The following is a 21,080-nucleotide window of genomic DNA, read 5'->3' as shown; positions in this document are numbered from 1 at the left end:
GGATCCTAGTATGAACCAGCGGCCCATGCAACGGATGGGTCAGGCAACCAGGGCCTCGGCTTTCTTCAGATCGACGCTGACCAACTGGCTCACGCCCATTTCTGCCATGGTCACGCCAAACAGACGATCCATCCGCGCCATGGTGACTGCGTGGTGCGTGATGATCAGGAACCGGGTATCTGTGCGCCGGGTCATTTCATCCAGAAGGTCGCAGAACCGCGTGACGTTTGCGTCATCCAGCGGCGCGTCGACCTCGTCCAGCACACAGATCGGGGCCGGGTTTGCCAGGAAAACGGCAAAAATCAACGCCAAGGCGGTCAGGGTCTGCTCTCCGCCCGACAGCAGGCTGAGCGTCGACAGCTTCTTGCCCGGTGGCTGGCACATGATCTCAAGCCCGGCTTCCAGCGGATCATCGCTTTCGACCAGCACCAGCTTGGCCTCGCCCCCGCCAAACAGGTGGGTGAACAGGTTTCCGAAGCTCTGGTTTACCTGCTCGAACGCGGTCAAAAGGCGTTCGCGTCCTTCCTTGTTCAGGCTGGCGATGCCGCTGCGCAGCTTCTTGATCGCCTCTTCCAGATCGGTCTTTTCCTGCAGCAGATTGTCGTGTTCTTCCTGAACCTCTTTCGCGTCCTCTTCGGCGCGCAGGTTCACAGCCCCCAGCGCGTCGCGCTGACGTTTCAGGCGGTTCACGTCATGTTCGATCTGTTCGGCCGAGGGCATCTTGTCGGGATCAGCCCCAAGGGTTTCCAGCAGCGCGTCCGGCGTGGTTTCCATGTCTTCGGCGATCCGTTCGGCGGCTGCGGTGACGGTTTCGCGCGCGGCTTCGGTCCGGGCTTCGGCACGGGCGCGGGCCTCGCGGGCTTCACCGGCGGCACGTTCGGCATCGCGTTCCGCCGTGGTCGCGTTTCGTTCGGCCGTTTCGGCTTGGGCCAGTGTATCGGCGGCGGCTTTGCGCCGCGCCTCGGCGTCATCAATCGCATCGGCCAGTTCAGCCCGCTTGGCGACCAGCGCGTCAGGCGCGGCGCTTGCCTCGCTCAGTTCTGCTTCGCTGTCGGATTTGCGTTCTTCCAGCTCGGCAATCCGCTTGCCCGCTGTTTCCAGGCGATGTTTCCAGCCCGAGATTTCCTTGATGATTTCCTGGCTGCGGCGGGTCCGCGCCTCGCCTTCGCGGCGCAACTCGTCATGGGCTGATCGCTTTGTCATCATCGTCATGCGCGCGGCTTCGACCGCCATCTTGACGTCCTCAACCTGCACTCGCGCCGCGTCCAGATCGCCCAGATCGGCCACGCCGCGTTCGGCTTCGATCAATCTCTGCCGTGCGCCCATGGTTTCTTCTTCATGGCGTTTCAGCGCCATGCCGAGGTTTTCCAGTTTGCCGCCTGCGATGTTCCGGTCGGCTTCGGCACGCGACAGGGCGCGATTGGCGTCGGCCATCGCACGGTCGGCATCGCGACGGGCATCGCGGGCGTGCTTGTCGGCGTCGGTCGTTTCGACAAGCCGCGTCTTGAGTGATTCATGCGCCGCCCGCGCGCCATCCGCGCGCGCTGTGGCGTCTTCCAGATCCTGTTTCAGCTCTTGCAGGCGGTTCAACTGTTCCAGCCGCAGGGCGGCGGTCGACGGCTGATCTTCCGCGCCTGCGCGGAACCCATCCCAGCGCCACAAGTCCCCTTCCATCGAGACCAGCCGTTGACCGGGCTTCAATTCAGACTGAAGCCGTGCGGCATCAGCCGTGCGGGCCAAGCCAACCTGGCTCATCCGGCGCGCCAGCACCTCGGGCACGGTGACAAAGTTGGACAGGGCGCTGACACCATCTGGCAAGGCTTGCGCCTGTGAATAGGCGGGCAACGCGGCCCAGCCCGACGGCGCATCGCCGTCGATCACCGGCGCACGCAGGTCATCGGCCAGAGCCGCGCCAAGCGCCTTTTCATAGCCCGGTTTCACCCGCAGATCGTCCAGCACCTGACCGCCTTCGGCGGCATCGCGTTCGACCAGCCGCGCCAACGCCTGAACTTCGGCGTGAAGCGCGTTGACTTCACCTTCGGCGGCAGACCGGGCGGCGCGGGCGTCTGCCTCGCGGGCCTGCGCGTCGGCGCGGGCCTCGTCGGCGGCAACCAGAGCCGCCTCGGCGTCCTCGGCAGCTTTTGCGGCGGTGGCCTCAGCGGTCTTGGCGGCCTCGTAATCCGTACCGGCCTTGTCCAAGGCGGCTTTCGCCTCGTCCATTGCAGCACGGGCGCGCTGGGCTTCGCCTTCGCTTTTGTCAAGCGACTTGCGGCTGTCTTCCAGCAGGCGGTGGGCAGCTTGGTGACGCGCGGCCAGACGGGCAACATCTTCGGTCAGTTGCGACAGGTCACCTTCGCGTTCCTGCAGGATCGCGGCGCTGTCGCGGGCATCGGTGCTGGCGGCTTCCAGCGCGGCATCGTGACCTTCCGACGCCTTGGTGATCTGCGTCTGTTCCCATTCCAACCGCTCAATCGTTTCGCCAGCATCCTTATTCAAGCCGCTTTCACGGTCGATGTCGCGGGACAGTTGGGCAATCCGGGCGGTCAGGGTTTCGATGCGCTGGCGGGCCTGTGCTTCCTGATCCGCCAACTGGTCGCGTTGCACTTGCAGGCGCTGCAGGACCGCAGCCGCGACCGCTTCTTCTTCGCGCAGGGGCGGCAGGCGGTCCTCGGCTTCCTGCCGGGCTTTGGCGGCAGCGCGCGCAGCCCCTTCGGCGGCACCGGCGGCTTTCACCCGTTCGGTCAGTTGGGCTTCGGCCTCGGCACGTGCCGTATCGGCCTCTTTCCAGCGGCGATACAGAAGCAGACCTTCGGCGCGGCGCAGATCGTCACCGATGGTGCGATACCGCGCCGCCTGACGGGCCTGCCGCGCCAATTGCCCCAGTTGCGAGGCCAATTGCTCGATCACATCATCAACGCGCGCCAGATTTGTTTCCGTACCTTTCAGCTTCAGTTCGGCCTCGTGCCGCCGCTGATACAGACCCGAAATCCCGGCGGCTTCCTCCAGAATACGTCGGCGCGCCTTTGGCTTGGCGTTGATCAACTCTGAAATCTGCCCCTGACGCACCAGCGCGGGCGAATGCGCCCCGGTCGAAGCGTCGGCGAACAGCATCTGAACATCGCGTGCGCGCACGTCCTTGGTATTGACCTTGTAGGCTGACCCCGCATCGCGTGTGATCCGGCGCACGATCTCAAGATTGTCGTTGTCGTTGAACCCGGACGGGGCCAACCGCTCGCTGTTGTCCAGAAGCAGCGCCACCTCGGCAAAGTTGCGGGCGGGCCGGGTCGAGGCACCGGCAAAGATCACATCTTCCATCCCGCCGCCACGCATCGCGGTCGGGCGGTTTTCGCCCATCACCCAGCGCAGGGCTTCCAGCAGGTTCGACTTGCCGCACCCATTGGGGCCGACAACACCCGTCAGCCCGTCCGCGATCACCAGATCGGTCGGGTCCACGAAGCTTTTGAAGCCATTCAGTCGGAGTTTAGAAAACCGCAAGCGGTCTGCCTCATCTTTTGATTCTTCTTGAATACGGAGTTTTCCGACGGAACGAGGGCGAGTCAACGGCAGACATCGACATATGGGTGGAACCGGCGGGTTATCCACAAGATATTGCATCCCCACGAAGCCCATTCGCAGTCGACTGCCGCCAAACCTGCCCATCGGGTCGGTTTCCGTCTTGACCCCGCCAACCCCTGCGCGGCAAACAAGTCCGGCATGGTTCCCATTGGGACCAGAGGGAATGCAGCGGAGGCGACCCAATCCGGGGCCTGATGCTGCAGCCGCCCCCGCGACTGTAAGCGGAGAGCACCTGCACAATGCCACTGGCCCGATGGGTTGGGAAGGCGGCAGGGGCCTCGACCCGCGAAGCCAGGAGACCTGCCATGCAAGAAAACGCAACCCACCCGTCGGGGAGACGGGGTATGGAGGACAAGATGCAAGCAAAGATACCGGCCACCGTCGTCACGGGCTTTCTGGGCGCGGGCAAGACCACGCTGATCCGTCACATGCTGGACAACGCAAATGGCAAACGCATCGCGCTGATCATCAACGAATTTGGCGATCTGGGCGTGGATGGCGACATTCTGAAAGGCTGCGGGGACGAGACCTGCGCGGAAGACGATATCATGGAGCTGTCGAACGGCTGCATCTGCTGCACCGTGGCCGAGGATTTCATTCCGACACTGGAAAAACTGCTGGACCGCGACACGCCGCCCGATCACATCGTGATCGAAACCTCGGGTCTTGCGCTGCCGCAACCCCTGGTGCGCGCGTTTCAGTGGCCCGAGATCTCCACCCGCGTGACCGTGGATGGCGTTGTGACCGTGGTGGACGGGAAGGCGGTGTTCGATGGCCAGTTTGCCTCGAACCTCGCCGCGGTCGAGGCGCAGCGCAAACTGGACGAAAACCTTGATCACGAAACGCCCCTGTCCGAACTGTTCAAGGATCAGGTGGCCTGTGCCGACATGATCGTGGTGAACAAGTCCGACCTGTTGAACGGTGACGAAGCCGACGCGCTGGTGGGCAAGCTGTCGGGCGAGGCACGTCAGGGCGTGCAGGTCGTGCGCACGTCGATGGGTGTGTTGCCGGTTGAAGTTCTGTTGGGGCAGGGCGTCGGTGCGGAAGATGACATGGACGCACGCCTGTCGTTGCATGAGCAGGGGCATCATCATGATGACCATCACGACCATGACGACCATCACGATGACGACCACCACCATCATCACGACCATGACCATGACTCGTTCGAAAGTTTCGTGGTCACGCGGGATGAGGTGGCCGACCCAAGTGCCTTTGCCGAACAGGTCGCCCAGACGATCCGTGACCACAATATCCTGCGCCTGAAGGGTTTTGCCGCCGTGTCGGGCAAGCCGATGCGCCTGACCCTGCAAGCGGTCGGCCCGCGTGTGGATACCTATTACGATCAGCCCTTTGGCGCGCAGCCGCGCGAAACCCGTTTGGTGGTGATTGGTCAGTCCGGTCTGGATCGCGCCGCCATCGAAAAGGCGCTGGTGGCATGACCATCGACGTGACCCCCGGCGATCCCCGCGATCCCGGGGCAACGGCGCTGCTGAGGCAAAGCCAGGCGTTGATGGAAGAGCTGTTCCCGCCCGAGGACAATTTCTATCTGGACATCAGCGACCTCTGCGCGCCTGAGATATCGTTCTTCGTGGCGCGCGAGGGCGACCGCGTGCTGGGCACAGGGGCCTTGGCCGACAAAGGCAACTATGGCGAGGTGAAGTCGATGTTTGTCGCGACCGACGCGCGCGGAAAAGGTGTGGGCGAAGCAATGCTGGCGCGGATCGAAATGACCGCCAGACAAAAGGGCCTGGCCGCGTTGAAACTGGAAACGGGCAATGTGCTTCATGCCGCGCACCGGCTTTACCAGCGCGCCGGGTTCCGTATCTGCGGCCCGTTCGGGGACTACCCAGAAGCCAACAGTTCGATTTTCATGGAGAAGGCGTTGTGATGCGCGTTCAGCCCTTCCTGGCCTCGGCGGCGGCTTTCATCCGTTTCAGCAAGGCGGTCTTGTCGTCCTTGCGGTTCAGCGGGTTCTTCTCGGTGCCACGGGCATTGTGTTCGGCGTGGCGCGGGGCGCCTTTGGCGGGTTTGGGCGCGCCGGCTGCTTTGTAATCCATGGGTCCACCTTGATCGGGCATGTGTCTGCCCGGTCGCATAACACCAATTCGCAAGGGACGCGACATGCATCTTCTGGCTGCCACACCCGGTTCCATCGACGACGGAAAGGAACCTGTCGATCTGGGGCAGACCCCGGCGGATGTGGTGTTTATCTCGGCCGCCGATACGGAACTGGCCGGGCTGGCACAGGCGCGGGCCGAGATGGCCAATCCCCCCGAATTGCGTCTGGCCAACATGATGCATCTGGCGCACCCCATGTCGGTCGATCTGCATATCGACAATTGTGCGACCAAATCCCGTCTGGTGATCGCCCGTGTTCTGGGCGGTGTCGGGTATTGGAAATACGGGGCCGAACAATACGCGGCGCATCTGCGCGAGGCGGGTGTGCCGCTTGCCCTTTTGCCCGGTGATGACAAGCCCGATGCGGAACTGCGGGCGCTGTCGACGGTGTCTGACGAAGATTACGACGCGCTCTGGGCTTACCTTGTTGAAGGCGGGCCGGAAAATGCGGTCGGGTTCCTGACCTACACCCGTGCGATGCTGGACGGGGGCGACAAGCCCGAAACAGCGCGTCCCTTGCTGCGGGCTGGCGTCTATTGGCCCGGTGCCGGGGTGGCCGATCTGGACACGGCACGGGCCGACTGGACAGACGGCGCCCCCGTGGTGCCGATCGTATTCTATCGCGCGCTGGTGCAAGGCGCCGGGCTGAACCCGATCAACCGATTGGTGCGGGCGTTGCTCAGGCAGGGTCTGAACCCGCTGCCCGTCTTCGTCGCCTCGCTGAAAGATCCGGTCTCGGTGGCCACAATGGAGCATCTGTTCACCGAAGCCGCCCCGGACGTGATCCTGAACTGCACGTCTTTTGCGGTGGGATCACCGCATGAGGGTGACACCACGCAAACCGCAAACCCCTTCCAGATGCCGTGGTGCCAATCCGCCCCGGTCTTTCAGGTCGTGCTGGCCGGGTCCAGTGAAGAGGCATGGGAAGAGGGGCTAACCGGCCTGTCCGCCCGCGACATCGCGATGAACGTGGCCTTGCCCGAGGTGGACGGGCGCATCCTGTCCCGCGCTATCAGCTTCAAGGGCGAGGCGTTCTTTGACGATGCCACCGAATGCCCCATCGCCACCTATCGCGCGCGGGGCGACCGGGTGCAGTTCGTGGCCGAACTGGCGGCAAGCTGGGCGAAGTTGCGACGGGCTGATCCATCCGACCGGCGTGTGGCGCTGATCATGGCGAACTATCCCAACAAGGACGGGCGGCTGGCCAATGGGGTCGGGCTGGACACGCCCGCCGCAGTTGTTCACGCGCTGAGCCTGTTGGAAGACAACGACTATCGTGTCACCAACCGACCTGCCACCAGCGATGACTTGATGCAGGCGGTGATGAAACGGCCGACCAACTGGCTGACCGACCGGGCCGCGCGCACGGGCGGCGTGACCCTGTCGATGGCAGAGTACCAGATCAGCTATGGCCAATTGCCTTGGGCGCTGCGTGAAGCCATCGAGACACGCTGGGGCAAGCCGGAAGAAGATCCGTTCTATACCCCCGGCGATGTCGATTGCGGGTCATTTGCCTTGTCGGTCCTTGAATACGGCAATGTGGTCGTCGGTGTGCAGCCCGCGCGCGGCTATAACATTGACCCGACCGACACCTATCACAGTCCCGATCTTGTGCCGCCGCACAACTACCTCGCCTTCTATTTCTGGCTGCGCCACACGTTCGGCGCACATGCGATTGTGCACATGGGCAAACATGGCAACCTGGAATGGCTGCCGGGGAAATCCGTAGCCCTGTCGGCTGAATGCTGGCCCGAGGCCGTGCTTGGCCCGCTGCCGCATGTCTACCCGTTCATCGTCAACGACCCCGGCGAAGGCACACAGGCCAAGCGCCGCGCGCAGGCGGTGATCATCGACCACCTGACACCCCCTTTGACACGGGCCGAGACCTATGGCCCGCTGCGTGATCTGGAGGCGCTGGTGGACGAATACTACGAGGCGGCGGGCGTGGATCCACGCCGCATCGACCACCTGCGGCGTGAAATCCTGACGCTGACACAGGCCACCGGGCTGGATGCGGATGTGGGCATGTCGGGCGAGGATCAAGAACAGGATCTTGCCAAGCTCGACGCCTATCTGTGCGAGTTGAAAGAGGCGCAGATCCGCGACGGATTGCACATCTTCGGGCAATCGCCGCAAGACCGGTTGGAGCGTGACCTGGTGCAAGCTCTGGTCCGTGTTCCGCGCGGGTCGGGCGAGGGGGGCGATGCATCGCTGATCCGGGCAATGGCCGAGGACCTGGGACTGGAGTTCGACCCCCTGGATTGCGACATGGCGACGCCGTGGACGGGGTTACGGCCAGAGGTTCTGGTCGGTGAAGGCGCATGGCGCAGCCACGGCGATACCGTCGAGCGGCTGGAAGAACTGGCAGCCCGCATTCTGGATGAAAAAGCGTCCGCGCCCGGTCCGGCAACGCAGGCCGTCCTTGCCGAGGTCGAAGCCCGTGTACGCCCCAACGTGGCGGCCTGTGGCCCGGGTGAGGAAACGGGGCTCCTCACCGCCCTGTCCGGGCAATTCGTCGCCCCCGCGCCATCCGGCGCGCCCACCCGCGGGCGGCTGGACACACTGCCGACGGGCCGCAACTTCTATTCCGTCGACAGCCGCGCCGTGCCGACCCCGACCGCCTGGGCGCTGGGCTGGAAGTCGGCGAGCCTGTTGATCGACAAACACCTGCAAACCCATGGCGACTGGCCGCGCGCGATGCTGGTCACGGCCTGGGGCACGGCGAACATGCGGACGGGCGGGGATGACATCGCACAGGCGCTGGCGCTGATGGGCGTGAAGCCCAAATGGGACAGCGCCAATCGGCGCGTGACGGGGTTCGAGGTGATCCCGGCAACGGCGTTGGGTCGCCCGCGTGTGGACGTGACCTTGCGCGTGTCCGGCTTTTTCCGGGACGCCTTCCCCCAACTGATCGCGCTGGTCGACAGCGCCGCGCGCGCCGTTCAGGTATTGGATGAACCCGACGACGTGAACCCCGCTGCCGCGCGCGTGCGGGCAGGCGAGGGGGCACATCGGGTCTATGGGTCCAAACCCGGTGCCTACGGCGCGGGGCTTCAGGCGATGATCGACGAACGGCTTTGGGCGAACAAGGCCGACTTGGCTGACGCCTACCTTGAATGGGGCGGTTATGCCTATGGCGCGGGCAGCGAAGGTGCGCGTGACCGGGACGGGTTCGAGGCGCGCTTGGGGCAGGTCGAAGCCATCGTGCAGAACCAGGACAACCGCGAACACGACCTTCTGGACAGCGATGACTACTACCAGTTCGAAGGCGGCGCGGCGGCGGCGGTCGCCACCCTGCAAGGGCGTGACCGGCCCATCTATCACAACGACCATTCCCGCCCCGAACGCCCGGTCATTCGCACCTTGGATGACGAGATCGGGCGCGTCGTGCGTTCCCGCGTGGTGAACCCGAAATGGATCGACGGGGTGAAGCGCCATGGCTACAAGGGCGCGTTCGAGATCGCGGCGACCGTCGATTATCTGTTCGCTTTCGCCGCCACCACAGGCGCGGTGAAGGGGCACCATTTCGATCTGGTCTATGCGGCCTTCATCGACGATGACGATACGCGTGAGTTCATCGAGGAGCACAACGCCCCCGCCCTGAAGGAAATCGCCGAACGCCTGACCGAAGCGATAGAGCGCGGGTTGTGGATGCCCCGGTCCAACTCGGCGAAGGCGCGGCTGGACGAGCTGCGATGACACCGCGCCGGATCACGCCAGACGATGATATGGCACCGATCCTTGCGCTGTTGCATCGCGCCTTCGCAGGGATGGAGGGCCGCATCGACCCGCCCAGTTCACTGCATCTCTTGACCGTTGAGGGGATCGCCGAACAGGCGCGCACGGGCGAGGTCTGGGTGATTGATGATGTGGCCTGCGTTTTCCTGACCCCGCAGCCCGAGGCAAGACCTCCCGCGCTTTGTATCGCTAAACTTGCCGTGGACCCTTCTGCGCAAGGACACGGGATGGCACGGCGACTGATTGACCTTGCCCAGACCCGCGCGCGTGAACTGGGTCTGTCGCGGCTGGTGCTGCAAACGCGGGTCGAGCTGGTCGAAAACCACGCCATCTTCAGGGCGCTCGGCTTCGTGAAAACCGCAGAAACCGCGCATGAGGGGTTCGACCGGCCCACATCCTATCGGTTCGAAAAGCATCTGCCCTGACGCTAGCCGCAGTCGATTTCGGCCCGCTGGATGGCCTGATCGCCGGACAGTGACCCCTCGACCACCCTGCAGCCTGTCGCCTGTTCAATCGCGATCTTGGCGCGGGCAAGGATCACCGGGATGCGCGGCAAGGCTTCGAAACTTGTGCGATAGACCTCGACCCAGTTTTCGCGGCGGTGGATTGAGAAGGTCGAGCCATCGACCGTCACCTTTTTGACAGATGTATCAGATGACATGAATTGCGGGCTGGGGCTGTCGCAGGCGGCGACAAGCAGGCCGGTTGCCAGAAACGCGGCGCAGGAAAGGATGGGCTTCACTTGGACACTCCTGTTTTTCCGCAACGTGCGCGGCGATGGTTAACAACCGGTTAAGAACAACGCACGGGTGCGACATCATGTGCGCGACAATCCCTTGCCCGTGCAGGCTGTCGGGTCTATAAACATTCACAAATATGAATATGAATGGAGAAATCCCATGCAACACACTCGCCCTGCGGACACGTATTCTCCGCTCTATTTCCTGGCTTCGGTCGGGGCTGGTGGCCTGTCGGTCACGTTCTTCATGTATCTGATGTTCTGGGTGCCGCATCCCGGCAAACCCGTTCCCGTTTTCGAAGACATTATGGCAGCTTTTTCTACGGGGACGGTCGGCCTGAAAACCGGCATCCTGGTGGCGGTGCTGGGGATTGCCGCGATGGTGTTTCTGAATCTGAAATACCTGATCTGGAACCTCAAAACCTTCTCGGTCTTCCGCAAAACCGAGGCGTATACCAAACTCAAATCCTCAAACGGCGAAACCACCATCCTTGCCATGCCGCTGGCCCTGGCGATGAGCGTCAACGGTCTGTTCATCGTCGGTCTTGTGTTCGTGCCGGGCCTGTGGTCGATCGTGGAATACCTGTTCCCCTTCGCCATGGCCGCATTCCTTGCGATCGGTATTATGGCGCTGATCTATATCGGAGACTTTCTTGGTCGGGTGCTGACCAAGGGGGGTGTGTTCGACGTGACCGCGCATAACAGCTTTGCGCAGATGCTGCCGGCCTTCGCGCTTGCCATGACTGCCGTCGGCTTCTCGGCCCCCGCCGCAATGAGTGCGAACACCGTGGTGGTCGGCGTGTCGCTGGTCGGGTCAACCTTCTTCGGCATCGCGTCGATCATCTATGCCGTGCTGGCGCTGTTCACCGCATTCAACTCGATGCTGCACTATGGCACATCGAAGGAAACCGCGCCGACGCTTCTGATCGTGATTCCGCTGATGACCATTCTTGGCATTATGGCGCTGCGTCAGGACCACGGCCTGCACGCCACGTTCGAGGTGCATGGAAGCGCCGGGGAAACCATGATCTTCCTGGCCCGCCTGATCGCTGTACAGGTTCTGTTCGGGCTGTTGGGGCTGGTGATGCTGGCGCGTCACGGCTACTGGAAAAGCTATGTATTCGGCTCTGACACCTCGCCCGGTTCCTATGCGCTAGTCTGCCCTGGTGTTGCCCTGTCGGTGCTGCTGCAATTTTTCATCAACGCAGGATTGGTGCAGGCCGGTGTGCTGACGAAATACTCGGTCATGTACTGGGTGATCACGGCGGTTGCCATTGCGTTCCAGTTTGCAATGGTCGCTTTGGTGCTGCGCCTGAACCGCCAGCATTTTGGCCGCCCCGCCGTGCAAGCCGTGCCGGCTGAGTAAACCAGACACCATCAAAGGACGGGGGCGTGTTGGATGCGGCGCGCCCTCTCTTGCATCTGGACCTTATGAGCCGCACAGTGACGGGCGAACAAATCATGAGGACAGCATGACCGTAGATCCCGACAGACACGCCTCGAAGATGGCCAAGAAGAAAGCCGCCCGTGACAAGATCATGGCGACCAAGACCGACAAGAAGGGTCTGATCATCGTGCATACCGGCAAGGGCAAGGGCAAAAGCTCGGCTGCGTTCGGGATGATTTTCCGCTGCATCGCGCATGGGATGAAATGCGCCGTCGTCCAGTTCATCAAGGGCGGGATGGATTGCGGCGAACGCGACCTGATCAACGACAAGTTCGGCGACATTTGCGAATTTTACACGATGGGCGAGGGCTTTACCTGGGAAACCCAGGACCGCACGCGCGACATCGAAATGGCACAGGCGGCGTGGGAAAAGTCGAAAGAGCTGATCCGCGACCCGTCAAACACCATGGTTTTGCTGGACGAGATCAACATCGCCATCCGTTATGACTATGTGGATGTGAACGACGTGGTCAAATTCCTTGTTGAAGAAAAGCCCGAGATGACTCACGTGGTTCTGACTGGACGCAACGCCGCAGAGGAACTGATCGAAATCGCCGATCTGGTGACCGAGATGGAGCTGGTCAAGCACCCGTTCCGGTCGGGGGTGAAAGCGCAGCAAGGGGTCGAATTCTAGACCTCTGAGGAGGACGAAGATGCCCAAATTCTATATCGCCTACCACGAACCGCGCGACGTGCCGGACCACAAAAAGGCGGATATGCAGGCTGCGTATAAAGCGTGGATTGCGAAGTATAAGGATGCATTCGTCATGCCGGAAACACCATTCAAGGCGCAGTGGACCGTGGATGGCAACGGCGCGCACGAAGGGTTCAAACAGCCAATGATGGGGTTTTGCATCATCGAAGCGGCCGACGCAGATGCGGCGCTGGCGATCGCCAGTGAAAACTCGTTCATCCAGATGGGCACCATCCATCTGGCCGAGATGATGGAGATGCCGGGTGGCTGACCGCCCGCGTCATCCCTTTCGTCCCATTTCGCGCAAATCGTCCAGTGTCAGGCTGGGTGTTGCAACCTGCGGGTCGAGCACCAGCTCGATCACCGCCAATCTGTCGGCGGCTTTGGCGCGGGCGAACGCCTCGGCAAACTCTGCGCCATTGGTCACGGTCTCGCCATGCCCGCCGTATGCCTTTGCGAGGTCGGCGAAGTCGGGGTTGGCCATGTCGGTGCCCGACACGCGCCCTGGATAGGTGCGTTCCTGATGCATGCGGATCGTGCCGTATCGCCCGTTATTGGCAATGATCGCGATGGGTTTGGCACCGTGCTGGATGGCGGTCGACATCTCGTTCAGCGTCATCTGAAACTCTCCGTCCCCCAGCCACGCGACAACGGTGTGGTCGGGGTGTTCAAGGCTCGCGGCGACTGCGGCGGGAAACCCGTATCCCATCGACCCGGACGTGGGTGCAAGCTGGGTGCCGTGCTGTTTGAAGCAGAAGTAACGGTGCAGCCATGTGGCATAATTGCCGGCCCCGTTGGTGATGATGGCGTCCTCGGGCAGGTTCTTGGACAACCACAGAACCACCTCTTCCATTTTCACGTCTCCGGGCGTGGTCACCGGGTGTTGAAAAGCCTCATAATCGCCGCGCGCGGATCGGGTCCAGTCGGACCATGTGGGCGCTTCCGTTCCATTTGTCTGCACAAGCGCCGCAAGGGCCTCGGGTCCGGTGGCCACCAGCGCCAGATCGGCGTGGTACACGCGCCCCAGCTCGTTCGGATCGGGATAGATATGCACGATCCGCTTGCTTGTGGCGGCAGGGGCTAACAGCTCGTAACCGCCCGTCACACTGTCACCCAGTCGCGATCCCACAACGATCAGCGTGTCGGCCTCGCGCAGCCGCGCGCCCAGTTTCGGGTTCATCCCGACCCCAAGGTCGCCGACATAGTTCGGGTGGCGGTTGTCCATGAAGTCCTGTCGCCGGAAGGCACAGGCGACGGGCAGGTCATGGGCGTTCGCAAACCGGGCCAAGTTGTCAGCCGCCTCTTGCGACCAGCCCGGCCCACCCGCGATCAGCAAAGGTGCTTTCGCGTCTGCCAGCATCGCGGTGATCGCTTGCGCATCCCCTGCGGTGACATGTCCGTTCGATCGGGCCATCGCTGGGCGGTCGGGCACGTCGGCATGGGCGCTTAGCATATCTTCGGGCAAGGCAACGATCACCGGGCCGGGACGACCAGACCGCGCCATGTGAAAGGCGCGGGCAAGGTATTCAGGCAGGCGCTCGGTCTGGTCCACTTCGCAGGACCATTTGGCCAGCGTGCCGAACACGGCGCGATAGTCGACTTCCTGAAACGCCTCGCGGTCGCGATGGTTGCGGGCGATCTGACCGACGAACACCACCATCGGCGTGCTGTCTTGTTGGGCCACGTGAATGCCGGACGCGGCATTGGACGCCCCGGGACCGCGGGTGACGAACACCACCCCCGGCTCTCCGGTCAGTTTTCCATGTGCCTCGGCCATCATGGCCGCGCCGCCTTCCTGACGACAAACGACGTTCTCGATCCCGCTGTCATGCAGGCCATCCAACGCCGCCAGAAAACTTTCCCCGGGCACCGAGAACACGCGCCGCACCCCTTCGGTCTTAAGGTGATCGACCAAAATCTGTCCGCCATGCCGCATGTCTGTACCCCCGTTGCCCATTCAACCGTTGACCTTGCCCGACGCGCACCGCACCTTGGCGGGACGCTTGAGGGAGGTTCCATTGTCCAATCATTGTTTGCTTGGCATGTCCGGGTCATTGCGTAAAGACGCAACGAACCGGCTTCTGATCAGAAACGCCGCGCGCCTTTATGGCGATGCGGAGTTTACCGAGGCCGATCTTGCTCTGCCACTTTTCAATGCCGATGACGAAGACGCACACGGCGCGCCTGACAGCGTGGTCCGTCTGGCGGGGCAAATCGCGGTGGCCGATGCGGTCATCATCTCGACGCCCGAATATAACAGCATGTTGTCCGGCGTTTTGAAGAATGCGCTTGATTGGGTCAGCCGGGTGAAACCGATGCCGTGGACGGACAAGCCGGTGGCAATCATGTCGGCTGCTGCGGGGCGGGCCGGGGGCGTGCGGGCGCAAAACTCATTGGTTTTGGCGATGATGCCGTTCCAGCCACGCCTGATCACCGGGCCATCCGTGGCTGTCGCAGGTAGCCGTCAGGAGTTTGATGAAAGCGGTAAGCTGAAAAGCGAGCGATACGAAGCCACGCTATCGGCGTTGATGGAGAGGCTGCGGGCCGAGGTTGAACGGGCCTAAAGACTGACCTCAACCCTGAATTCTTCGGGAATCGTGTCGCACCCGTCCAGCACCAGATCGGCCATCACCTCGCCGACCTTCGGCCCCATGCCGAAGCCGATCTTGAAGCCGCCATTTGCGATGAAGTGACCGGGCCTGCCGGGATAGCGACCCAGCATTGGTGCGCGGGATTTTGCGCGTGGGCGCACGCCCGCCCAGCGGTCAATGACTGGCGCATCTGCGATGGCCGGGCAGGCGGCGCGGGCACGGGCGATTACGTCCTCAATCGCGGCGTCACAGCCTGTCGGGTCATCGAATTCGCGTTCGCTGGTTGATCCGATGGCGACTGTGCCGTTCGCATGGGGGATGATATGCAGCGCGTCTGCAAAGATTTGCGGAAGCGTGGCGGCGTCGTGACGTAAAAGCGCGCTTTGCCCTTTCACGCCGTTGCCGACGGGTTTCCCCAACTCTTGCGACAAGGCCAAAAGCCCCTGCCAGCCGGTGGCCCAGACGACATAGCCTTCTTCGCGGCCAGCGGTCTGAATCTCGCCCCCCTTTGCCTGAACTGCGCTTGCCAACGCCTGTGCCGCCAGTCGCGGGTTCATCCGTGCGGTCAGCGTGTCGTGGATCAGGTATCCGGTCGGGCTGTCCGGTGCCCAGCCCGGAAAGTCAGTGGCGGGGAGAACCTCCCACACAGCCTTTCCCTGCCACAACGTGGCAGCCTCGGCCTGCCGCTCATGTGCCAGGGTTAGAAGGCGGTCGTCGGCAATGGGTTGCAGCCGCCCCGTGCGGCCATAACCCGAGGACAGGCCGGACACAGCCTCAACCTCGGCCCAATACTCTTCCGCCATGATCAGGCTATCAAACTGAAACGCCTTCTTCGCGTTCCATCGTTCCGGCACATGCGGGGCCAGTGCTCCGACCAACCCTCCAGACGACCCCGCTCCGACGCCATGCGGATCAATCACGCGCACCTTGGCACCGCGCTTCACGCAGCTCCACGCCACGGACAGGCCAAAGATACCCGCGCCATAAATGGTCACATCCACGATTGCCAAAGCATCGGTCCTTCTTCATGGTCACGCGCGTTGGGCCGAGTTCTAGGGCAAGTCATGGCAAAGAACCAGAACGCAGACATCACATGGAAAGACAGCGGCGTACCGGTGGCGACGCGGTTTGACGACCCGTATTTCTCGCTGGAAGACGGGTTGGCCGAGACGCGCCATGTGTTCCTGAGCGGCAACGATCTGCCCGCCCGGTTTGCACCGGGGTTTCATGTGGCCGAACTGGGGTTTGGCACAGGGTTGAACATGCTGGCGACGTTCTTGTTGTGGCGCGACGCAGGCGCACCAACCGGCGTCCGCTTCACTTCGTTCGAGGCGTTTCCGATGGCGGCCGACGACATTGCCAAGGCGCTGGGCGCCTTTCCCGAAGCGCGTGCTGTCGCCGCGCCATTCCTGTCGGCATGGGGTGATGGCGTGCGCTCGTTCGATCTGGATGGTTTCGCCGTCGACGTGATCACCGGCGATGCCCGCCAGACCCTGCCCGCTTGGCAGGACAAGGCTGACGCGTGGTTTCTGGATGGCTTCTCGCCCGCCAAGAACCCTGAACTATGGGGCGACGAGTTGATGAAGCAGGTTGGTGCACACACTGCGCCCGGTGGCACATTCGCGACCTATACTGCCGCCGGATTCGTGCGCCGGGGGCTGGACGCGGCGGGCTTTGATGTGGAACGCTCACCGGGCTATGGACGCAAGCGGCACATGAGCCGCGGCACCCTGCGCCCCTGAGGAGCCGCCAGATGGAGCAAAACACCCGCGCCGGTATTCTGCTGATGATTGGGGCGACCTTCGTTTTCGCCATGCAGGATGGCATTTCGCGCCACCTTGCCGATGCCTATAGTGTCTGGATGGTGGTGATGATCCGGTACTGGTTCTTTGCCGCGTTCGTCATCTGGTTGACCCGTCGCAATGGTGGTCTAAGGAGTGCCCTGCGTCCCGCCCGCCCTTATCTGCAAATCTTTCGCGGCGCGCTTCTGGCGCTGGAAATCTGCGTGACGGTATTGTCATTCGTGCTTCTGGGGCTGGTGGAAAGCCACGCGATTTTTGCGTGTTATCCGCTGCTGGTCGCGGCATTCTCTGGCCCGGTGCTGGGGGAACGAGTGGGTTGGCGGCGATGGCTGGCCATCGGTATCGGGTTCATCGGCATTCTGGTCATTCTGCAACCCGGCGTCGGAGTCTTCGCGCCCGAGGCGATCGTGCCCTTGATCGGTGCGCTGATGTTCGCGCTTTACGGGCTGCTGACCCGGCTGGCGGCGAAAACCGACAGCACCCAGACCAGCTTTTTCTGGACCGGGATAGTTGGCGCGGTCGTGATGACCGGCATCGGTGCTGCGTTTTGGGAGCCGATGATCGCGCGTGACTGGGGCTGGATGGCGCTTCTGTGTGTCACCGGTGTGCTGGGGCACTGGCTCCTGATCAAATGCTATGAATTTGCCGAGGCCAGCGTGGTCCAGCCTTTCGCCTATCTGCAACTCGTTTTCGTCTCGATCCTTGGTGTATCCCTGTTTGGGGAAGAGCTTCGCACGAACGTGGTGATTGGTGCCGCCATCGTGGTCGGCGCGGGGATATTTACCCTCCTCCGCAGCCGCCGTGCGGCCCGGCCTATTGCTTAAGCTCCTTTGACAGCGAAAGCGGTTCGGTTTTGCCGGTCAGCCGCGCGCGATAGACAGGCAGGCTTTCTGCCACGCGCATGACGTAGTTCCGGGTCTCGCGGAACGGAATATGCTCGATCCAGTCGATGATATCGGTCGAACCGGCACGCACATCGCCCAGTTGCTCCGACCACCGTGTCGCGCGGGTCGGCCCTGCATTGTAGGCCACGGACACCAGCACCGGGTTCATGCCGAAATCCTCGATCAGTTTGGCAAGATATTCCGACCCTAATCGTGTGTTGTATTCGGGATCCGTGATCAGGCGTGATTTCGAGTATGGCATGTCCAGACGCTTGGCCATGTCCGATGCGGTGCCGGGCATGAGCTGCATCAACCCACGCGCGCCCACACCGGACATGACGCTGGGGTCAAATTCGCTTTCGCGCCGTGCGATGGCAAGCTCAAGCGCGCGGGGAACCGTTCGGTTGCCGCGCCCGATATCCGGCGTCGGATAATAGGGGCGCGGAATCGTCAGACCAACACGGGCGGCCTGTTTGGCAATCATCACCTGCAAATGCGGCTCATCCACGCTTTCGGCCCATGCGGCAAGCTGGCCGATCTCTTCTCGGTTAAGGCTTTCGGCCAGATGCACGGTAAACCGTTCGGCCCAATAGAGTTCGCCAGCCGCTTGCAACAGGCGCGCGGCTTCCATAACCGTCCCGCCCCAAAACCGTGCTTGTTTGAACGGGGGAAATGGCTCGTTACCGGTCAATGTCGGGTCCATGGGCAGCCCGGCCTTTTCAGCCGCCAGTAAACCATAGAAACTTGTCTGATATTCGCCGCCCAGCTCATAGGCAGCCTGTGCCGCGACCGCGTCGCCCGACGCCTCATAGGCGCGACCCAGCCAATACCCCGCGCGACCCATGCTGATCGGTGTGTCCACCGCCAGACGGAACGCCTGGAAATGCTCCAGCGCCGTGACGGGGTCGTTCAACTTGCGCAGCGCGACATAACCCGCGATCCATTCAAGGTCGTTCTGATCCGACCCGCCGGACAGGTGATGGAACGCCGCCAGTTGATAGGCTTGCTGCGCCTTGCCTTCGCGCATCGACCACCGCGCCAGAACCCGGCGCCAACTGGCCCAGAGATGCGGTTTTCCAAGCGATGCCGCGCTATTGGAACGGGTAAGGATCAGGTCGATCGCGTCCTGATTGCGCCCCTTCGACGCCCGCCACAGAAAACGCTCATAGGCAAGCCCCGGATCATCTGCCAAAGCAGAAGGAACAGCGGCGATCAGCGCGTCGACGCCGTCTTTCTTCTTGCGCAGGGCCAGTCGCGCTTTGGCCAGCGCCTGATGATCCTTGTCGACCAACGGCAGCATCCAGCCCGCGTCCTGCGTATCGCCGCGCCAAAGCAGCATATCCAGCCGGTCCCAGTGATAGGGTTTCAGCGTGTCGCCATAGCGGGACAGGAACGCATCATGTTCTTCTTCGTCCAGCGACAGGGTGGTCCAGGCCAGGATGATCTGGGCGCGGGCTTCTTCGGCGGCACCTGTCGCGGTCAACGCCTCGGCGTGCCGCAGCGCACCCCGGCCGGTTTGCGGTGGTTCCTGTTTGAAGAATGCCAACACCTTCTGTGGATCGTAGCGATGCGGAATACTCTCTTCGGATTGCTTGCGCAGGTATTTCAGACCCGGCCAATCCGGGTGTTTCGCCAAAAAGGCGCGGGTGTCCTCGAAACTGCCCTCGCCACGGCGCAACCGGTGCCATTCGACGATATCGCGCACCAAAGGCCCTCCGCCCTGTGCCGTCGACAAGGCTGCGGGCCAGTCCTCCGAGCGGGCCTGTTGCACCGCCTGCTTCAACGCGTTCACCGCGCTTGATTCTTGCGCCACTGCCCCTTTCGACATCGCCAGAAAGGGCAAGAGTGACAGGGACAAGGCCCCGATTGTGTGTTTGAATATCCTGCTCATGGGGAAAAACTAGTAATGGCCGCCGGATACGCAACACACAAACTTGGCATTTGTGTTGAACCCGGCTAGTTTCCGCCGCGTTTGCGGGTGCGAGTCAGTTTGCACCGCCTGAAATCAGATACAACAAGATGGAGCGTGTCATGTTCAAAGGATCTCTTCCTGCCCTGGTCACGCCGTTCAAGGACGGCGCAGTGGATTTCGACGCGCTCAAACGCTTGGTGGACTGGCAGATTTCCGAAGGGTCGCACGGATTGGTGCCTGTCGGGACGACCGGTGAAAGCCCGACCCTGACCCATAAAGAGCATGAAGCGGTGATCGAAGCGGTGGTCGAGTCTGCCGCCGGACGCGTGCCGGTCATTGCGGGCGCCGGGTCGAACAACACTGTGGAAACCCTGCGGTTCATGGAACATGCCAAACGCGTGGGCGCGGCGGCAGGTCTGGTGGTCACACCCTATTACAACAAACCGACCCAGCGCGGGCTGATCCACCACTTCCTGACCGTGGCCGATGCGGTGGACTTGCCGATCGTGATTTACAACATTCCCGGCCGGTCGGTCGTGGACATGACGCCGGAAACAATGGGCGAGCTGGCAAAGCACAAGAATATCATCGGCGTGAAGGACGCGACCGGCGATCTGGCCCGCGTGTCGATGCAGCGCATGACCTGCGGCAAGGATTTTGTCCAACTGTCCGGCGAAGACGCCACCGCGCACGGGTTCAATGCCCAGGGCGGGCAGGGCTGTATCTCGGTCACGGCGAACGTGGCCCCGCGCCTGTGTGCCGATATGCAGACCGCGACCCTTGAACGTGATTATGCCCGCGCGTTGGAGATCGCCGACAAGTTGATGCCGCTGCACAAGGCAATCTTTCTGGAGCCGGGCACCAGCGGAGCGAAATATGCGCTGTCGAAGTTGGGGCTTTGTTCGGAAGAGGTACGGTCGCCGCTGGTCGGCCTGACCGATCAGACCAAGGCGGCGCTGGACGACGCAATGCGCCAGGCGGGTCTCTGAACTGAACCTGTTGTCCGGTTCCGTGCGATTTGCGGGGGGCCGGGCTGGACAGGGGCGGGGCAAAGCCCTACATCCGCGACATGGCCAAGACGAAAGATGACCCCAACTACAAGGTGATCGCCGACAATCGGCGCGCGCGGTACGATTACGCGATCGAGGAAGATATCGAGTGCGGCATCGTTCTGATGGGGTCCGAGGTGAAGTCCCTGCGTCAAGGTGGCGCCAATATCGCCGAAAGCTACGCGGCGGTCGAAGATGGAGAGCTTTACCTGACCAACGCCTATATCGCGCCTTACAAACAGGCCGTGACCTGGGGGCATCTTGAGCGGCGCAAGCGCAAGCTGCTGGCCTCAAAGCGCGAGATTGCGAAGATGTGGAATGCGACCCAGCGCAAGGGCATGACCCTTGTGCCTCTGGTCATGTATTTCAATCACAAGGGTCTGGTGAAGATCAAGATCGGCATCGCAAAGGGCAAAAAGGCCCATGACAAACGCGCGACCGAGGCCAAGCGGGATTGGGGCCGCCAGAAACAGCGGTTGTTGCGGCACGGGGATTAAGAAGGGGCCTTGCCCCTCTGCGCATGCGCG

At 62.5% G+C, this 21,080-nt stretch carries 18 protein-coding genes and 1 riboswitch; of the genes, 12 read left to right on the top strand and 6 right to left on the bottom strand.

Features of this window, described 5'->3' with window-relative positions:
- Nucleotides 1-39 precede the first annotated feature (39 nt).
- Nucleotides 40-3,495 carry a chromosome segregation protein SMC gene (gene smc / locus IE188_RS14065; RefSeq protein WP_191287151.1) on the bottom strand — a complete coding sequence of 1,152 codons (3,456 nt, stop codon included), beginning with the start codon at nt 3,493-3,495 and terminating at the stop codon, nt 40-42.
- 203 nt (nt 3,496-3,698) lie between these two features.
- Nucleotides 3,699-3,898, top strand: a riboswitch (cobalamin riboswitch).
- A 34-nt stretch (nt 3,899-3,932) separates the two neighbouring features.
- Here smc and cobW point away from each other — a divergent pair.
- Complete coding sequence (gene cobW / locus IE188_RS14060; RefSeq protein ID WP_191287227.1) at nt 3,933-5,018, top strand: cobalamin biosynthesis protein CobW; 1,086 nt, start codon at nt 3,933-3,935, stop codon at nt 5,016-5,018.
- The gene (locus IE188_RS14055) at nt 5,015-5,467 is read left to right on the top strand and encodes a GNAT family N-acetyltransferase (protein WP_191287150.1); all 453 of its coding nucleotides are present in this window, start codon (nt 5,015-5,017) and stop codon (nt 5,465-5,467) included. The genes cobW and IE188_RS14055 overlap by 4 nt, the downstream gene beginning before the upstream one ends.
- A gap of 7 nt (nt 5,468-5,474) precedes the next feature.
- On the opposite strand, the gene IE188_RS14050 is transcribed toward IE188_RS14055, so the two are convergent.
- On the bottom strand, nt 5,475-5,636 hold the full coding sequence (locus IE188_RS14050) for a hypothetical protein (protein ID WP_191287149.1): 162 nt from the start codon (nt 5,634-5,636) through the stop codon (nt 5,475-5,477).
- 64 nt (nt 5,637-5,700) lie between these two features.
- Between IE188_RS14050 and cobN the strand changes: the two genes are divergently transcribed.
- Together cobN and IE188_RS14040 are read left to right on the top strand one after the other, a co-directional pair.
- A complete protein-coding gene (gene cobN, locus IE188_RS14045) occupies nt 5,701-9,396 on the top strand; it encodes a cobaltochelatase subunit CobN (protein ID WP_191287148.1) in 3,696 nt (1,231 codons plus the stop codon).
- The gene (locus tag IE188_RS14040; protein ID WP_191287147.1) at nt 9,393-9,860 is read left to right on the top strand and encodes a GNAT family N-acetyltransferase; all 468 of its coding nucleotides are present in this window, start codon (nt 9,393-9,395) and stop codon (nt 9,858-9,860) included. The genes cobN and IE188_RS14040 overlap by 4 nt, the downstream gene beginning before the upstream one ends.
- Before the next feature lie 2 nt (nt 9,861-9,862).
- On the opposite strand, the gene IE188_RS14035 is transcribed toward IE188_RS14040, so the two are convergent.
- Nucleotides 9,863-10,177, bottom strand: a complete 315-nt coding sequence (locus IE188_RS14035; protein WP_191287146.1) for a hypothetical protein — start codon at nt 10,175-10,177, stop codon at nt 9,863-9,865.
- Between the two features lie 157 nt (nt 10,178-10,334).
- Between IE188_RS14035 and IE188_RS14030 the strand changes: the two genes are divergently transcribed.
- From IE188_RS14030 to IE188_RS14020, 3 genes are all read left to right on the top strand, one after another.
- On the top strand, nt 10,335-11,540 hold the full coding sequence (locus IE188_RS14030; RefSeq protein WP_191287145.1) for a TsoY family (seleno)protein: 1,206 nt from the start codon (nt 10,335-10,337) through the stop codon (nt 11,538-11,540).
- Between the two features lie 106 nt (nt 11,541-11,646).
- Nucleotides 11,647-12,255 (top strand): cob(I)yrinic acid a,c-diamide adenosyltransferase, encoded by a 609-nt coding sequence (gene cobO, locus IE188_RS14025; RefSeq protein WP_191287144.1) that lies wholly within the window; start codon nt 11,647-11,649, stop codon nt 12,253-12,255.
- Nucleotides 12,256-12,274: 19 nt separating this feature from the next.
- Nucleotides 12,275-12,586, top strand: a complete 312-nt coding sequence (locus IE188_RS14020) for a YciI family protein (RefSeq protein ID WP_191287143.1) — start codon at nt 12,275-12,277, stop codon at nt 12,584-12,586.
- A 9-nt stretch (nt 12,587-12,595) separates the two neighbouring features.
- Here the strand turns inward: IE188_RS14020 and IE188_RS14015 are convergent, their stop codons facing one another.
- Nucleotides 12,596-14,251, bottom strand: a complete 1,656-nt coding sequence (locus tag IE188_RS14015; RefSeq protein WP_191287142.1) for a thiamine pyrophosphate-binding protein — start codon at nt 14,249-14,251, stop codon at nt 12,596-12,598.
- A gap of 82 nt (nt 14,252-14,333) precedes the next feature.
- Here IE188_RS14015 and IE188_RS14010 point away from each other — a divergent pair, with 82 nt between their 5' ends.
- Entirely contained in the window at nt 14,334-14,879 is a 546-nt protein-coding gene (locus tag IE188_RS14010) for an NADPH-dependent FMN reductase (protein WP_191287141.1), read from the top strand.
- On the opposite strand, the gene IE188_RS14005 is transcribed toward IE188_RS14010, so the two are convergent.
- Nucleotides 14,876-15,916, bottom strand: a complete 1,041-nt coding sequence (locus tag IE188_RS14005; protein WP_191287140.1) for an NAD(P)/FAD-dependent oxidoreductase — start codon at nt 15,914-15,916, stop codon at nt 14,876-14,878. The two genes, IE188_RS14010 and IE188_RS14005, sit on opposite strands and share 4 nt — an antisense overlap.
- A gap of 54 nt (nt 15,917-15,970) precedes the next feature.
- On the opposite strand from IE188_RS14005, the gene mnmD reads away from it, so the two are divergent.
- Entirely contained in the window at nt 15,971-16,648 is a 678-nt protein-coding gene (mnmD, locus tag IE188_RS14000; RefSeq protein WP_191287139.1) for a tRNA (5-methylaminomethyl-2-thiouridine)(34)-methyltransferase MnmD, read from the top strand.
- 11 nt (nt 16,649-16,659) lie between these two features.
- Nucleotides 16,660-17,532 carry a DMT family transporter gene (locus tag IE188_RS13995; protein ID WP_191287138.1) on the top strand — a complete coding sequence of 291 codons (873 nt, stop codon included), beginning with the start codon at nt 16,660-16,662 and terminating at the stop codon, nt 17,530-17,532.
- Here the strand turns inward: IE188_RS13995 and IE188_RS13990 are convergent.
- The gene (locus IE188_RS13990; RefSeq protein ID WP_191287137.1) at nt 17,522-19,483 is read right to left on the bottom strand and encodes a lytic transglycosylase domain-containing protein; all 1,962 of its coding nucleotides are present in this window, start codon (nt 19,481-19,483) and stop codon (nt 17,522-17,524) included. The two genes, IE188_RS13995 and IE188_RS13990, sit on opposite strands and share 11 nt — an antisense overlap.
- A 140-nt stretch (nt 19,484-19,623) precedes the next feature.
- Here IE188_RS13990 and dapA point away from each other — a divergent pair, with 140 nt between their 5' ends.
- Together dapA and smpB are read left to right on the top strand one after the other, a co-directional pair.
- The gene (dapA, locus tag IE188_RS13985; protein ID WP_191287136.1) at nt 19,624-20,493 is read left to right on the top strand and encodes a 4-hydroxy-tetrahydrodipicolinate synthase; all 870 of its coding nucleotides are present in this window, start codon (nt 19,624-19,626) and stop codon (nt 20,491-20,493) included.
- An 80-nt stretch (nt 20,494-20,573) separates the two neighbouring features.
- Complete coding sequence (gene smpB, locus IE188_RS13980) at nt 20,574-21,050, top strand: SsrA-binding protein SmpB (protein WP_191287135.1); 477 nt, start codon at nt 20,574-20,576, stop codon at nt 21,048-21,050.
- Nucleotides 21,051-21,080 lie beyond the last annotated feature (30 nt).

The sequence above is a fragment of the Aliiroseovarius zhejiangensis genome (genome assembly GCF_014656375.1).
Classification (GTDB): Bacteria; Pseudomonadota; Alphaproteobacteria; order Rhodobacterales; family Rhodobacteraceae; genus Aliiroseovarius; species Aliiroseovarius zhejiangensis.
This window is presented reverse-complemented; position numbering and strand designations above follow the sequence as displayed.

Bases quoted from the DNA above. Each gene is read 5' to 3' on its own strand.
- cobW (WP_191287227.1), top strand. From the start codon at position 3,933: ATGCAAGCAAAGATACCGGCCACCGTCGTCACGGGCTTTCTGGGCGCG.
- cobO (WP_191287144.1), top strand. From the start codon at position 11,647: ATGACCGTAGATCCCGACAGACACGCCTCGAAGATGGCCAAGAAGAAA.
- IE188_RS14055 (WP_191287150.1), top strand. From the start codon at position 5,015: ATGACCATCGACGTGACCCCCGGCGATCCCCGCGATCCCGGGGCAACG.
- IE188_RS13995 (WP_191287138.1), top strand. From the start codon at position 16,660: ATGGAGCAAAACACCCGCGCCGGTATTCTGCTGATGATTGGGGCGACC.
- IE188_RS14040 (WP_191287147.1), top strand. From the start codon at position 9,393: ATGACACCGCGCCGGATCACGCCAGACGATGATATGGCACCGATCCTT.
- mnmD (WP_191287139.1), top strand. From the start codon at position 15,971: ATGGCAAAGAACCAGAACGCAGACATCACATGGAAAGACAGCGGCGTA.
- IE188_RS13990 (WP_191287137.1), bottom strand. From the start codon at position 19,483: ATGAGCAGGATATTCAAACACACAATCGGGGCCTTGTCCCTGTCACTC.
- dapA (WP_191287136.1), top strand. From the start codon at position 19,624: ATGTTCAAAGGATCTCTTCCTGCCCTGGTCACGCCGTTCAAGGACGGC.
- IE188_RS14015 (WP_191287142.1), bottom strand. From the start codon at position 14,251: ATGCGGCATGGCGGACAGATTTTGGTCGATCACCTTAAGACCGAAGGG.
- IE188_RS14050 (WP_191287149.1), bottom strand. From the start codon at position 5,636: ATGGATTACAAAGCAGCCGGCGCGCCCAAACCCGCCAAAGGCGCCCCG.
- IE188_RS14020 (WP_191287143.1), top strand. From the start codon at position 12,275: ATGCCCAAATTCTATATCGCCTACCACGAACCGCGCGACGTGCCGGAC.
- cobN (WP_191287148.1), top strand. From the start codon at position 5,701: ATGCATCTTCTGGCTGCCACACCCGGTTCCATCGACGACGGAAAGGAA.
- IE188_RS14030 (WP_191287145.1), top strand. From the start codon at position 10,335: ATGCAACACACTCGCCCTGCGGACACGTATTCTCCGCTCTATTTCCTG.
- smpB (WP_191287135.1), top strand. From the start codon at position 20,574: ATGGCCAAGACGAAAGATGACCCCAACTACAAGGTGATCGCCGACAAT.